The 13,938-nt window shown below is 60.9% G+C and carries 11 protein-coding genes; 6 read left to right on the plus strand and 5 right to left on the minus strand.

Annotated features, from left to right (window positions below; translation table 11 throughout):
* Window positions 1–3: 3 nt before the first annotated feature.
* On the plus strand, window positions 4–879 hold the full coding sequence (sucD, locus tag GPICK_RS05080) for a succinate--CoA ligase subunit alpha (RefSeq protein WP_039741037.1): 876 nt from the start codon (window positions 4–6) through the stop codon (window positions 877–879).
* Window positions 880–974: 95 nt separating this feature from the next.
* Here the strand turns inward: sucD and GPICK_RS05085 are convergent, their stop codons facing one another.
* Window positions 975–2,168 carry a pyridoxal phosphate-dependent aminotransferase gene (locus GPICK_RS05085; protein WP_039741039.1) on the minus strand — a complete coding sequence of 398 codons (1,194 nt, stop codon included), beginning with the start codon at window positions 2,166–2,168 and terminating at the stop codon, window positions 975–977.
* Between the two features lie 178 nt (window positions 2,169–2,346).
* On the opposite strand from GPICK_RS05085, the gene GPICK_RS05090 reads away from it, so the two are divergent.
* Genes GPICK_RS05090 through GPICK_RS05110 form a run of 5 tightly spaced genes read left to right on the plus strand, consistent with a single transcriptional unit; the run spans window position 2,347 to window position 7,873 of the window.
* On the plus strand, window positions 2,347–3,180 hold the full coding sequence (locus GPICK_RS05090; RefSeq protein WP_052263300.1) for a hypothetical protein: 834 nt from the start codon (window positions 2,347–2,349) through the stop codon (window positions 3,178–3,180).
* Window position 3,181: 1 nt separating this feature from the next.
* The gene (locus GPICK_RS05095) at window positions 3,182–3,589 is read left to right on the plus strand and encodes a type IV pilus modification PilV family protein (RefSeq protein WP_236685651.1); all 408 of its coding nucleotides are present in this window, start codon (window positions 3,182–3,184) and stop codon (window positions 3,587–3,589) included.
* A 16-nt stretch (window positions 3,590–3,605) separates the two neighbouring features.
* Window positions 3,606–4,631, plus strand: a complete 1,026-nt coding sequence (locus GPICK_RS05100; protein ID WP_039745342.1) for a PilW family protein — start codon at window positions 3,606–3,608, stop codon at window positions 4,629–4,631.
* The gene (locus tag GPICK_RS05105) at window positions 4,628–5,128 is read left to right on the plus strand and encodes a pilus assembly PilX family protein (RefSeq protein WP_039741041.1); all 501 of its coding nucleotides are present in this window, start codon (window positions 4,628–4,630) and stop codon (window positions 5,126–5,128) included. Before GPICK_RS05100 ends, GPICK_RS05105 begins: the two co-directional genes overlap by 4 nt.
* 12 nt (window positions 5,129–5,140) lie before the next feature.
* A complete protein-coding gene (locus GPICK_RS05110; RefSeq protein ID WP_039741043.1) occupies window positions 5,141–7,873 on the plus strand; it encodes a pilus assembly protein in 2,733 nt (910 codons plus the stop codon).
* Between the two features lie 19 nt (window positions 7,874–7,892).
* Here the strand turns inward: GPICK_RS05110 and GPICK_RS05115 are convergent, their stop codons facing one another.
* From GPICK_RS05115 to GPICK_RS05130, 4 genes are all read right to left on the minus strand, one after another.
* Window positions 7,893–9,101 carry a putative nucleotidyltransferase substrate binding domain-containing protein gene (locus tag GPICK_RS05115; RefSeq protein ID WP_039741045.1) on the minus strand — a complete coding sequence of 403 codons (1,209 nt, stop codon included), beginning with the start codon at window positions 9,099–9,101 and terminating at the stop codon, window positions 7,893–7,895.
* 92 nt (window positions 9,102–9,193) lie between these two features.
* Window positions 9,194–11,161, minus strand: coding sequence for a solute symporter family protein (locus tag GPICK_RS05120; RefSeq protein WP_039741046.1), 1,968 nt, complete (start codon window positions 11,159–11,161; stop codon window positions 9,194–9,196).
* Between the two features lie 11 nt (window positions 11,162–11,172).
* Window positions 11,173–11,481 (minus strand): DUF485 domain-containing protein, encoded by a 309-nt coding sequence (locus tag GPICK_RS05125; protein WP_039741048.1) that lies wholly within the window; start codon window positions 11,479–11,481, stop codon window positions 11,173–11,175.
* A 474-nt stretch (window positions 11,482–11,955) separates the two neighbouring features.
* A complete protein-coding gene (locus GPICK_RS05130; RefSeq protein WP_039741050.1) occupies window positions 11,956–13,932 on the minus strand; it encodes a solute symporter family protein in 1,977 nt (658 codons plus the stop codon).
* Between the last annotated feature and the right edge of the window lie 6 nt (window positions 13,933–13,938).

A 13,938-nucleotide genomic window follows, 5' to 3' on the forward strand; every position in this document is an offset into this window, starting at 1 on the left:
CACATGTCCATACTCATCAACAAGAATTCGAAGATAGTCGTCCAGGGGATCACGGGCCGCAGCGGCCTCTTCCATACCCAGCAGTGCCGCGATTACGGGAGCAAGATCGTGGCCGGCGTCACCCCGGGCAAGGGGGGGATCCACATCGAGGGGATTCCGGTGTTCAACTCCGTCGAGGAGGCGGTGCGGTACACCGGCGCCAACGTCTCCATGATCTTCGTGCCGCCGCCGGGGGCCGCCGATGCCATCCTGGAGGCGGCCGATGCGGGGGTGGAGCTGGCCGTCTGCATCACCGAGGGGATCCCGGTGCGCGACATGGTGCCGGTGAAGCGGATCCTGCAGGGGAGCAGGACGCGGCTCGTGGGGCCCAACTGCCCCGGCGTCATCACCCCGGGCGAGTGCAAGGTGGGGATCATGCCTGGCTACATCCACAAGCCGGGAAAGATCGGCGTCGTCTCCCGCAGCGGTACCCTCACCTACGAGGCGGTGAAGCAGATCACCGAGGCGGGGCTCGGCCAGTCGACCTGTGTCGGCATCGGCGGAGACCCGATCATCGGGATGAACTTCATCGATACCCTCACGCTCTTCAACGAGGACAAGGATACCGAGGCGGTCTTCATGATCGGGGAGATCGGCGGGACGGCGGAGGAGGATGCGGCCCACTGGATCAAGGAGAACATGAAAAAGCCGGTGGCGTCGTTCATCGCCGGGGTCACCGCCCCTCCGGGGAAGCGGATGGGGCACGCCGGCGCCATCATCACCGGCGGCAAGGGGAAGGCCGAGGACAAGATCCGCACCCTCTCCGAATGCGGCGTGGTGGTCTCCACCAGCCCGACGAAGATGGGGGCGGCGATGCTGGAGGCCCTCGGTCGGGGGTAAGGGGCTCCTTTCCCGGCAGATAACAAAGGCCGCCTGTCGTGTCATTACGGCAGGCGGCCTTTATTTTTGTCAGCGGTGCTGGAGAGACGGGACTTCTACCCCTTCAGTCCGGCATCCTGTGCCAGTGCCCGCCAGGCGGGGAGGCTCCGCTCGATCATCGCCTTGTCCACGCAGTAGGCGACCCGGAAATAGCCGGGGGCGCCGAAGCCGGCGCCGGGAACGAGAAGGATCAGGTGCTTCTGGGCGAGCTTCACGAACTCCACATCGTCCGCGAGGGGGGATTTGGGGAAGAGGTAGAAGGCGCCGTCAGGGCGAACCAGCTCGAATCCCATCGCCGTGAGGCTGTCGCAGAAGAGGTTGCGCTTCGCCTCGTACTCGCCGATGTCGACGGAGGCGCGCTGGAGCTTCGCCACGAGCCGCTGCATGAGGGCCGGGGCGTTGACGAAGCCGAGGACGCGGTTAGAGAAGACCGCTCCCTCCATGAACTGCGTCACGTTGCGCGACCGGGGGTTGGCGGCGAGGTAGCCGATCCGCTCGCCGGGGAGGGCCAGGTCCTTGCTGTGGGAGGTGACGATGACCGAGCTCTCGATATGCCGGAAGATGTTCGGGACGTGTTTGCCGTCGTAGGAGATGCGGGCGTAGGGCTCGTCGGAGACGACGTAGATCTGCCGGTCGAACTCCCGTCCCTTTTTCGCCACGATGCCGCCGAGGGCCTCAAGGCTTTCGGCGGGGTAGATGACGCCGGTGGGATTGTTGGGCGAGCAGATGATGATCGCCCGGGTCTTCCGCGTAATGGCCGCCTCGATGGCGGCAAGGTCGAGCTGGAAGGTGGTCCGGTCGGTCCAGACCTCCACCGGCACGCCGCCGTGGTTGTCGATGTAGAACTTGTACTCCACGAAGTAGGGGGTGAGGATGATCACCTCCTCCCCCGGGTTGAGGATCGTCTTCAGGACCACGTTCAGGGCGCCGCCCGCCCCGCAGGTCATCACCACGTGCTCCGCGCCCACGGCGAAGCCGGCGGCCTCCGCCAGGACCTCCGCCACCGCGGTCCGGGTCTCCTGGTAGCCGGCATTGCTCATGTAACGGTGCATGCCGGGGATGGGGTTCTCGGCGAGCCGGCGGAACTCCTCCTGGAACTCCCGGGGGGGCTCCACGTCCGGATTGCCGATGGTGAAGTCGAAAACGCTGTCGGCGCCGTGAATCTGGCGCAGCCGCTCTCCCTCCTCGAACATCTTTCTGATCCAGGACGATTTGGAGATGAAACCGGCGATCTTGGTGGCGATGGGCATGGGGGTGGTACCTCGCTCGAAATAGTGTTTCATTTTTGTAGCACAGGGGGGGGCTGAGGGCAAGAGTCTGGTTGCCGCCGGATCATCCCGGAGGCACGGTCGGACCCGGTCGGAAAAGCCAGAAATGAATACAAAATTGTGACGGTTTGGGTTATATAAGGTAAAGATATTGCATTAAATGACGTCAATAGGTCAGGGGCGAGAGAGAAGGCTCCTGACCTCGCCGGAGTTCGGCGACGGCGGCAAGGATAGAGGGGTGATGGGCAAGTATTTGACATTCGGTTCGGCCATGGTGCTGGCACTTGCGTTGATCTGCTGTGGTGGAACGGCGGACGCCATGTCGGCATTTGCCCGTAAGTACAATGTGAACTGCGATATGTGCCACAGTAAGATTCCGCAATTGAACGAGTTCGGGATGGCTTTCAGGAAAAACGGTTTTGTGATCCCGGGTCAGAAAATAAAGGTGAGACTGGCTGAACCGCAGGGGAGCAAGGAAACGGGGACCGCAGGGACAGAACCGGTTAAATTGCCCAAGGTCGAGGTGAAGCTTCAGACCGAGCCGTCCGATGTTGACAAAAATGCCAAGTCTGACAGAGGGGAAGAAGGTGAAGCTGTCGACACGCCCCCTGCGATCCCTCCGGTCAAGGAAACGCCGCCGACGGTAGTCTACAAGGGGAGTTCCCGGGATGGCAGCGTCTATTACACGGATAATCCTGACCGGAAGGATTTCGTCTCCGGTGAGAAGGAGAGGTCTGTGAGGCGAAAGCTGCCGGTGAGGGTAATGAAGACTCGCGCGGCCAAGGGGACGGGAGGGAAGTCGGCAGCGGAACGGCAGCCGCACGTCAAGAATCTCGTTTCCGTGGCCCAAAAGGCTGAAACGTATCGCAGTCATGAAGAGTGCATGGAACGGCAGTTTGTGGACGTACCATCGCCGGCTTCAGCAGAGGAGATGATGGACCAGTTGACTGCCGCGGAGCTGAAATGTGCCTCGTATGAGTTGCCAACACGTTGAAATGATGCGGTCGAGAGGGGCGACTCATAACGCACTGGCAGGCCAGCAGGGGTTCACCCTGCTGGAACTGCTGATTGCCATGGTGTTGCTGGTGGTGGGATTCCTCGGTGTCTTTGTGGTGTTCTGGGCATCCGCCTTTTCAGGGACCTTCACCAGAAACATGACTACTGCCGCAACCCTCGGCCAGGACATGCTGGAACGTGTCAGCACCGTGAGCTATAACGGATTGGGAGCGACGACGGGCTTCGTGGATTACACGTCATCTAACATTTCCGCTACCGGTTTTGCCAGGCAGTGGAGAATTACGGAAAACGGCGGGGTAAAGACCATAACCGCCACCGTCAGCTGGAGCGATGGCGGCAGAACCCGCACAAGGACATTTACCGCCGTCAAGCGGACCGACTACTAAGGTGAGAGTGGTGAGCATGCCGGATTTCTCCTCCGAAAAGGGATACACTCTCGTCGAGATACTGGTCGTGATCGTCATTCTCGCGATAGTCTCCGCCGGGATAACGACGGTATTCATCACCGGCCTGACCGAGTATGGCGTGCGCGAAGTGACCATCCGGATGCAGCAGCAGGCGCGGCTGGCCATGTACGACCTGGAGCGGGAGCTGAAGCTGGCCGGTTACGGCTTCATGGATTTCGGCAACCTGAAGATCAATGTCTATTCAAAATCCGCCAATGCCGTCGTTTCCTGGGCGATAGTCGAGGCGAACAGTGTGACCGGTGCTGCCAGCAATACGGACAGCATCCTCATCCGTTACCAGACCGTTGATCCCGCAACGGTCCCCGATGTGACCATTGCCACCAACCATCCGGACTCATCCGTCAACACGCCGGTCAGCGATGCCTCAGGATTCGCTCAGGGAGACCTCTTTTTCATCTACGACCCCACCGATCTGACCAAGCCGGCGTCAATGCTGCAGGTTTCCACTACCCCAAGTTCCAAAAACGACACGTTGAAGCACAGCTCCGGCAGCAATTGGGAGTATAATCCGCCAAATGCCGGCATCAACATCTTCCCGCCAGGTGGGTACGGGGTGGGCTGCAAGGTGGTGAATCTCAGCACTTTGGGGGTCAAGTGGGTGCAATACCATGTCGATAGCAATAGCAACCTGATCAAAGAGTCTTCAACGGCACCGCAAGCCCACATCGTCGCCACCGGCATCGAGGATCTGCAGATCAGGTACCAGTTCAAGGATGGCGTATGGCTCAACGCCCCGGTTAAAGATGATGCCAATCACGACATCAACAACCTTAGGGCCCTGAAGGTGAGCATCATCGCACGGACGGCCAACCCCGATCCCCGCTATGGCGGATCGCAGCCGTTCCAGCTGACGGGTCCCCAGGGGGATGGCGTGGTTTACAGCGGTGGCGGGTATCGCAGGATGACGATGAGCAGCACGATTTCCCTGCGCAACCTGGTCATGCGGGACAAGCTGCAATGAAGTCCCCCGCGCGTAACGAGCGGGGTGTGGCCCTGGTCATGGCGCTCATCTTTCTGATGGTCCTGTCGATCCTGGTGGCGATCCTCCACAGGACCACCCTGTTCGAGATGTTCCTGAGCCGGAGCTACCAGGAGTCGCAAAAGTCTTTCTATGCCGCCGAGGCAGGGGTGAGGGCCGCACTTGGCGAGCTTGGCAACGGTCCTCCCGAGAACATGGCGAATCCCCCTCCCTATTTCTACCTGACACCGACAACGCCTGACGCTGCCACGTGGTCGATCGCCACCAGCGACAGCTCGTCGGGTGAATGCTCGTACCGCTACTACATCGAGCACCTCAAGGATGGCCCGCCATCATATGCGGGAGGAGAGAGCGCCAAGCTGGGCTTTTCCGCGGCGGCTGGTGCGAAAGTTCACTATTACCGGATCACGGCCGAGGGGATAAACAAGGACGGGACGGTCACGAGGCAGGTTCAGGTCGTGACGACGGCGGCATACTGACGGGAGAGCGGGATGGGAACCGGATCCAATCTTTTCAGGAAAAGCACCTGCGTGATGACCGTGGTTGTTTTTCTCTTCATAGCGGCGGCCGTTGCCCTGGCGGCGGTATCTCAGATACCCCTCTATCTGACCACCAATAATCAGCTCAACATTATGATTCTGCTCGACAACTCCCTGAGCATGACGGAGAACGTGAATGGAACACCAAAAATCCAATCCGCGCGAACCGTTGTCAGCAACCTGGTCAAGTCGTTCCCCGGGATCAGGTTCGGCTTGACGGTTTTCAACCCCTATGTTGGTCTTAACGCCGATGGCGGCAAGGTTGTCATGCCATGCGGCGGCCTCACCGCGGCAAACGTTGATGCAACCATGCAGGGCATTTCGGCGGACAGCTACACCCCGCTGGGAGAAACACTTGCCGAGATATGGCAGTATTTCAAGGGGGGGAAATCTTCCTATAACAGCGGAGTTACCTATACGAGCCCCATCACTGCCAGCTGCCAGCAAAGCTTCACCATCATCGTGACCGATGGCGAACCGACGGGGGACAACCGCTACAAGGATGATTTCAGCTCCTACGGCTGGAATCCCAACGATGACGTGAGGCTCACCACGACCCATCTTCCGGATGTCGCGCAGTACATGCATACCCATCCCGCCGTGGCCGCATTTCCCAATTCCACCATCACCACCTACACCGTCGGATTCGACGTCAACTCCCCGATTTTGCAGACCACGGCGGCAAACGGCGGGGGGCAGTATTTCACGGCCGCCAACGAGGCCGCCCTTGCCAGCGCCCTGAACACGGTTGTCACCAGCATTATCGGCATGGTGTCGTCTGCAAGCGCCGCGGCGGTCAACACGGCATATCTGACGACCAGCACCAAGCTGTACCGGGCCAGCTTCAATTCCAGCGACTGGAGCGGCAACCTGGAAGCATTCAATATCAACCAGACAACCGGCGATGTCGGCACCCGCAGCTGGGACGCCGCATCGCTTCTCAACGGCAACACATCCCGAAATATCTATACGGCGAGCACCGGCGGCTCCAGGCGGATCGATTTTACCACCGGCAACGCGGCGACCCTCTCGCCCGCCGGCTTCATGAATTTTTCTTCCTCGCGCACCGCCACCATGATCGGCTACGTGCGTGGCGACACCAATCCGGCCGGATACCGGAATCGCCCCAGCAAGCTCGGCGATATCACCTATTCCTCGCCGGTGGTCTATGGGGCGCCGGACGGTTTCTATACCGATCATAACTATTCGACTTTCAAGAGGAACAATGCTTCCCGGCAGTCGCTCGTTCTTGCCGGCGCCAACGACGGGATGCTGCATGCCTTCAACGCCGACAATGGCAACGAGCAGTGGGCCTTCATTCCGAACAGTCTGCTGCCGAAGCTGAAGCTCCTGAGAAATGTTCCCTATAGCCACACCAACTATGTCAACGGCCCGATCACCATCGGCGATGCCTATTTCGCCTCGAAAAACCTGAGCGGGACCCCCGATTCCACCCCCAACTGGCATAGCGTGGCCGTTGTCGGACTCCGCGAGGGGGGGAAGAGTTATTTTGCCCTTGATATCACCGACCCGGCGAACCCGGTACCATTGTGGGAATTTAATGCCTCTTCTTCCAACGGGCTGGGCTATTCGTTCGCCACTCCGCTGATCATAAAGGTCAGAGATAAGTCCCAGCCCGAGGGATTCCGGTGGGTGGCCGCACTGGCCAACGGTTACGAAGGGACCACGTCCGGAAAGGCCGCATCCTTGATTTTCGTCGATATTGCCACTGGGGCAATCGTCAGTGAAATCGTGGTTGATACCTCTCCCTTCAGCGGCGTCTCGCCAAACGGCCTTGCTACCCCCGCCGCCATCGACGTGGATGGCGACGGCTATGTCGATTATCTCTACGCGGGGGATCTTACGGGCGATCTCTGGAAATTCGATGTCACGAATTCCGATCCGGGCAAGTGGGATGTCCCCTGGAAATCGGGGAATTCACCGGTTGCCCTTTTCCGGGCGATCAACGGCTTTAGTCGAACGCAGCCGATTACGACCGCGCCTGACGTGGTGCTGCGCGGTGGGTTTCAGATCGTCTTCTTCGGTACGGGGAAGTACTACGAGGCGGGGGATCTCACCAATACCGACACGCAGAGCTTTTATGGGGTGTATGATTATAACCTGACGGTGAATCCCAATAATACCCAGAAGGCAAATGGAGCGATGCTCGCACGTAGCGACCTGACCGCTCAGGCCCTCTCCCAGGTCGACCTTGGAGGGAACAGTTGGCGCGTCGTGACCAATAATCCGATAGGCACGAATAGTGGTTGGTACGTCGATCTGCCGGCCGGAGAACGGGTAATCACCGACTCCATCGCACGATCCAGAAAAATCATATTCACCAGCTTTTCTCCCAACACGACCCCCTGCGGTTATGGCGGCACAAGCTGGCTGATGGAATTGAACATGGATACCGGTGGCACCCCGCCCCGGCCGGTTTTTGACGTGAACGGCGACGGCATGGTCGCGAGCAACGATACGGTGAGTTCCGGCGGGCAGCAGGTATCGCCATCGGGGATGTCACTGGGGGATGGTATTGCGTCGGCTCCCGCCATTGTAAGGGCAGGGGGGAGTTCGGAGTTGGAATACAAGTATATTACCAAATCATCGGGGGTCATCACGAAGGTTCTGGAGGCCGGAGGGGGAGGGCTGTTCGGCTTGAGGAGCTGGAAGCAGGTCAAGTGATGATCTGCCGGACTCTCTCCTACATGATCGAAAAATTTGTATGGATTGTCCGCTGCAGGTCTTCGATCCGCAGGAGCGCCTGACGGATCGCTTCCCGCTCGTCGGGAGAGAGGGTGTAGGGGTTCAGGTAGTAGGAGCTGTCCTGGATCCCCTTGATTACCTTGATCTGGAGGAGAATCCGGTGGCGGGTGAGGATTTCGTAGGCGTCGCTGAGCCCCTGGGCGAAGGCCGGCGAGAAGCTCCCCTCCCGCTGCAGGAGGGCGATCCGCTCCACGGTGTTCGTGGCCGGAATCCCCTGGTTGATGGCGAGAATCCGGACGTTCATGACCAGCGGCGCCCAGGCGAGAAGTTTTAGATTGAATTCCCCCTTGTGTTCGCCCGATCCTTCGGTCCAGAGCCGTTTCAGGAAGCCGAGGGCGAGCTTCATCTCCGTGGCCGCCTTGGCCATTCCCCACAAGACCTGAAAGTAATCCTGCTCCAGCGAACGGATGGTGCCGACCAGAGCGTCCGCCAGTCCCCGGTCGCCCGAGACGAACCGGGCGTCGGAGAGGACGATGAGGTCCATGAGGTTCTTGGCGTAGTCTTCGTATTCGTAGCGGACGATGGCGAGGAGCTTTCGGTTCCACTGCGCCAGCGAGCCGCGCCACGTCGGGTTCGACGGCATGATGTCGCCGGTGCATTTCTTGAACCCGATCTCCGCCATCCGTTCCACGAGCAGTTCCGAAAACTCCCGAAACCATCCGTCGGACGCCTCCCCGCCGCCATCGCCGTAGACGATCAGGTAATCCTGGTCGGTGATGAGCGTCTGCTCGGCACGACCGTCGCTCCCCATGCTGCAGAGGGCGTAGGGGCGCGGCGGTTCTCCCCTCCCAATTTCCTCCATCTCCCGTTCCACCAGGTGGAGCGCCCGCCCTGCCAGACGGTCGCGGTACTCGGTGCAGTTGGTGTGGAGGTTCGCCACCGAGCTTATCCGCAGAAACCGCTCCATTTCCAGGGCGTTCAGTTCGTCGTGGATTCCGCGCAGCCGACCGTACTCCGCCTCTGAAGCGGCTTCAGTGAGAAGACGCCGCTCCCGGTCGGCCAGCTCCCGGGCCGACTCCATCTCCCGGACGAACTCGTCCCGGACGGCGGAGAGGACGCGGACGATTTCGTCGCGATCCAGGAACCGGACGAAGTCGCGTACCTGCTCCAGGAGCGCATTGGCTGAGTTCTCGGTTGCGGTCTGCATCGGGCGCTGGGACCTCCTGCCATGGAGTACGATGGGACAAAAAAATCGGGGAAGGCGAACCTTCCCCGATTGTACCATATCTGCTGCGATTGTTAGTGGTCGACCGCCTGAGCGATGCCGATGCCGGTGTTCTGGCGGACATAAAGCTCGTCGAACATCTCCTCGGAACGGCGGCTCGGGAAGGCGAGGCAGCCAAGGATGGCGGCCAGAAATCCGATGGGGATCGAGATGATGCCCGGGTTCTTCAGGTCGATGAGCGGCTTGTCGAGGCCGATGATCGACTTGCCGTCCTTGTTGGTCTCGTAATCGGTCCGGGCCTTGGCGAGTTCCTTCGTCTCCTTCTCGGAGAGGACCGCCCCGCCGGCCTGCTTCTTCTCCAGGGTGGTGACCACCTTCTGGGCGTCGGCGGCAACCTTCTTCGGATAGGTCATGTTGGGCGACACCATCACCAGGGCGATGGAGATGACGGTGCCGGTCACCAGCCCCGCAATGACGCCGGCGGTGTTGAACTTCTTCCAGAAGAGCGACATCACGACCACCGGGAGGTTGCCGGAGGAGGCGACGGCGAAGGCGAGGGCCACCAGGTGGGCGACGTTCTGCTTCTCGGCGGCGATGCCGATCAGGATGCCGGCGGCGCCGACGCAGAAGGAGGTGATCCGGGCGGCCTTAACCTGCTCGTGCTGGTCGGCGTGGCCATCCTTGATGACGTTGACGTAGATGTCGTGGGCGATGGCGGCGGAGGCTGCCAGGACCAGACCCGAGACGACGGCGAGGATGGTGGCGAAGGCAACGGCGCAGAGGAAGGCCAGGAGCAGGTCGCCGATGAAGGGGGAGATGTCGCCCCCCATTTTCTGGGCAAGCATCATGGCGGCCATGTTGCCACCCTTGTCGATCTTCTGGATCCCCTGCGGCGAGAGGTGGATGGCGGCGCCGAAGCCGAGCAGCGTGGTCAGGATGTAGAAGAGGCCGATGATGAACATGGCGACGATGACGGACTTTCTGGCGGCCTGGGCGGTGGGGACGGTGAAGAAGCGCATCAGGATGTGGGGCATGCCGGCGGTGCCGAGTACGAGGGCCATGCCGAGGGAGATCTGGTCGAGGGGGTTCTTGAGGAAGAGCCCCGGCTCGAGGAAGCGCTGGCCGTAGTCGAAGCCGGCCACGGCGACGGGGTCTTTCAGGACCACCTTCTGGACATGCTCCGCGATGTTGGGGTTGGTGGCGATGTCGGTGAAGAACTGGAGCGGACTCATGCCGGACTTGATCCCGACGAGGATCGAGAGAAGCGTCGCGCCGGACATGAGGAGGCCGGCCTTGATGATCTGGACCCAGGTGGTGGCGGTCATGCCGCCGAAGACGACGTAGCCCACCATCAGGATGCCGACGCCGATGATGGCACTCTTGTAGGGAACGCCGAGGAGGAGCTGCATCAGTTTTCCGGCGCCGACCATCTGGGCGGTGAGGTAGAAGGTGGAGACGGCAACGGTGGAGAGGGCCGCCGCGGCGCGGACCGGCTTCGGCTCGGTGCGGAAGGAGAGGATGTCGCCCAGGGTGAACTTGCCGGCGTTGCGGCAAGGCTCGGCCACGATGAGGAGGACCGTGATGTAGGCGACGAGCCATCCGACGGAGTACATGAAGCCGTCATAGCCGTAGAGTGAGATCATGCCGGAGATGCCGAGGAAGGAAGCGGCCGACATGTAGTCGCCGGCGATGGCCCAGCCGTTCTGGGTTCCGGTGATGCCGCCGCCGGCAGTGTAGAAGTCGGCGGCGGACTTGGTCTTCTTGGCCGACCAGACGACGACGCACATGGTGGCGCCGATGATGATCAGGAAGATCGGGATGGTGACATAGGGGTTGGCCTTGAGTTCGCTCTTCTTCTCGGTCGGTGCGGCTGCCTTCTGGGCGAGGGGGGCCGTCGGGACGGCGGTGGCCGCCTGGCCTGCCACGGGGGCGGCTGCGGGCGCCATGGTCTGCGGGGCTGCCGGGGCCTTGGCCGGCTCGGCGGCGAAGGCGAAGGAGCCCAGGGAGAGGGCAAGGGTTAATCCTGCAAGCAGCTTTTTCATGATCTTCCTCCTTACTTCAGCTCATCCACCAGCTCACGGGTGAGCCGGTCGAAGTCTTTGTTGGCCACATGGGCGTAGTACATGGCAATCCCCCAGGAGACGAAGAACTGGGAGAGGGCGAAGAGGTACCCGAAGTTGATCCGGCCGAGGATCTTGATCTTGAAGAGGCCGGGGGCGTACGCCGAGCCGATGGGGAGGAGGAAGTAGAATACAGTCGAAAAGACCCACCAGCCGATAAGGAAGGTGGACTTTTTGCGGTGGAGCTCGATGAACTTGGGGTTCTTGGCGATGGCGCTCCAATCGTAGGTTTTTTCCGCCATGGTAGTTACTCCTTTCTGTGTGCAATCCAATTCTGGAGCGGCGTCCCGCCCCATTCATTTCAACCTGCCGGTAAAACTCCTCCTTTCGTGATGGGTAAATGATCGCCGAGCTGTGCTCGTGATGCTGATGTGGCGCGTAGACGCATAAAAATAACAATATTTTATAGTTTTGATTATGCATAAAATATAACGCTTGTATATTTTGATGCAAGAAAAATATTTATTATGCCGGAAAAAACATATAACACTTCAAAATTAATAATAAAAATATCAACCAATGACAAAATGCATGTTTATTTACGTTTGAGATGATATTGATTTGTCTGTTTTATGACGGCGTGCGCGTTGCGGTGTTCGGAGGAGGGTTTGGTGGGGGCGTTCATGGTGGTTGGGAGGTGAAATTAGAACAGAGATAAAAAGGGGGGGAAGGTTTCCCTTCCCCCCGGATCGCAGCACAGAAAGAGTGAGATGATCTTAGTGATCGACCGCCTTGGCGATGCCGATGCCGGTGTTCTGGCGGACGTAGATTTCGTCGAACATCTCCTCGGAGCGGCGGCTCGGGAAGGCGAGGCAGCCGAGGATGGCGGCCAGGAAGCCGATGGGGATCGAGATGATGCCTGGGTTCTTCAGGTCGATGAGCGGCTTGTCGAGGCCGATGATCGACGTGCCGTCCTTGTTGGTCTCGTAATCGGTCCGGGCCTTGGCGAGTTCCTTCGTCTCCTTCTCGGAGAGGATGGTTCCGCCGGCCTGCTTCTTCTCCAGGGTGGCGACCACCTTCTGGGCGTCGGCGGCGACCTTCTTCGGATAGGTCATGTTGGGCGACACCATCACCAGGACGATGGAGATGACGGTGCCGGTCACCAGCCCCGCGATGACGCCGGCGGTGTTGAACTTCTTCCAGAAGAGCGACATCACGACCACCGGGAGGTTGCCGGAGGAGGCGACGGCGAAGGCGAGGGCCACCAGGTGGGCGACGTTCTGCTTCTCGGCGGCGATGCCGATCAGGATGCCGGCGGCGCCGACGCAGAGCGAGGTGATCCGGGCGGCCATGACCTGCTCGTGCTGGTCGGCGTGGCCATCCTTGATGACGTTGACGTAGATGTCGTGGGCGATGGCGGCGGAGGCTGCCAGGACCAGGCCCGAGACGACGGCGAGGATGGTGGCGAAGGCGACGGCGCAGAGGAAGGCCAGGAGCAGGTCGCCGAGGAAGGGGGAGATGTCACCCCCCATTTTCTGGGCAAGCATCATGGCGGCCATGTTGCCACCCTTGTCGACCTTCTGGATCCCCTGGGGCGAGAGGTGGATGGCGGCGCCGAAGCCGAGCAGCGTGGTCAGGATGTAGAAGGTGCCGATGATGAACATGGCGACGATGACGGACTTTCTGGCGGCCTGGGCGGTGGGGACGGTGAAGAAGCGCATCAGGATGTGGGGCATGCCGGCGGTGCCGAGCACGAGCGCCATGCCGAGGGAGATCTGGTCGAGGGGGTTCTTGAGGAAGAGCCCCGGCTCGAGGAAGCGCTGGCCGTAGTCGAAGCCGGCCACGGCGACGGGGTCTTTCAGGACCACCTTCTGGACGTGCTCCGCGATGTTGGGGTTGGTGGCGATGTCGGTGAAGAACTGGAGCGGGCTCATGCCGGACTTGATCCCGACGAGGACCGAGAGGACGCCGGCGCCGGACATGAGGAGGCCGGCCTTGATGATCTGGACCCAGGTGGTGGCGGTCATGCCGCCGAAGACGACGTAGCCCACCATCAGGATGCCGACGCCGATGATGGCGGTTTTGTACGGGATGCCGAGGAGGAGCTGCATCAGTTTTCCGGCGCCGACCATCTGGGCGGTGAGGTAGAAGGTGGAGACGGCGACGACGGAGAGGGCACAGACGGCGCGGACCGGCTTCGGCTCGGTGCGGAAGGAGAGGATGTCGCCCAGGGTGAACTTGCCGGCGTTGCGGCAGGGCTCGGCCACGATGAGGAGGACCGTGATGTAGGCGACGAGCCAGCCGACGGAGTACATGAAGCCGTCATAGCCGTAGAGTGAGATCATGCCGGAGATGCCGAGGAAGGAAGCGGCCGACATGTAGTCGCCGGCGATGGCCCAGCCGTTCTGGGTGCCGGTGATGCCGCCGCCGGCAGTGTAGAAGTCGGCGGCGGACTTGGTCTTCTTGGCCGACCAGACGACGACGCACATGGTGACGCCGATGATGATCAGGAAGATCGGGATGGTGACATAGGGGTTGGCCTTGAGTTCGCTCTTCTTCTCGGCCGGTGCGGCTGCCTTGGCGAGTGGTGCCGCCGGTGCGGGAGCGGTGGCCGCGGGGGCGGCCGGCGCCGTGGCCGGTGCGGCGACTGCGGGAGCACCCGCGGCGCCGGTGGGAGCCTTGGCCGGTTCCTGGGCGAAGGCGAAGGAACCCAGCGAGAGGGCCAGTGTAATGCCAGCAATCAGTTTCTTCATCGCGAT

This window comes from Geobacter pickeringii (genome assembly GCF_000817955.1).
GTDB classification, from domain to species: Bacteria; Desulfobacterota; Desulfuromonadia; order Geobacterales; family Geobacteraceae; genus Geobacter; species Geobacter pickeringii.

Coding starts and splice junctions, on each gene's coding strand:
- GPICK_RS05095 (WP_236685651.1), top strand. CDS start 3,182: ATGATGCGGTCGAGAGGGGCGACTCATAACGCACTGGCAGGCCAGCAG.
- GPICK_RS05120 (WP_039741046.1), bottom strand. CDS start 11,161: ATGAAAAAGCTGCTTGCAGGATTAACCCTTGCCCTCTCCCTGGGCTCC.
- GPICK_RS05085 (WP_039741039.1), bottom strand. CDS start 2,168: ATGCCCATCGCCACCAAGATCGCCGGTTTCATCTCCAAATCGTCCTGG.
- GPICK_RS05105 (WP_039741041.1), top strand. CDS start 4,628: ATGAAGTCCCCCGCGCGTAACGAGCGGGGTGTGGCCCTGGTCATGGCG.
- GPICK_RS05090 (WP_052263300.1), top strand. CDS start 2,347: ATGACGTCAATAGGTCAGGGGCGAGAGAGAAGGCTCCTGACCTCGCCG.
- GPICK_RS05130 (WP_039741050.1), bottom strand. CDS start 13,932: ATGAAGAAACTGATTGCTGGCATTACACTGGCCCTCTCGCTGGGTTCC.
- GPICK_RS05125 (WP_039741048.1), bottom strand. CDS start 11,481: ATGGCGGAAAAAACCTACGATTGGAGCGCCATCGCCAAGAACCCCAAG.
- GPICK_RS05100 (WP_039745342.1), top strand. CDS start 3,606: ATGCCGGATTTCTCCTCCGAAAAGGGATACACTCTCGTCGAGATACTG.
- GPICK_RS05110 (WP_039741043.1), top strand. CDS start 5,141: ATGGGAACCGGATCCAATCTTTTCAGGAAAAGCACCTGCGTGATGACC.
- GPICK_RS05115 (WP_039741045.1), bottom strand. CDS start 9,101: ATGCAGACCGCAACCGAGAACTCAGCCAATGCGCTCCTGGAGCAGGTA.
- sucD (WP_039741037.1), top strand. CDS start 4: ATGTCCATACTCATCAACAAGAATTCGAAGATAGTCGTCCAGGGGATC.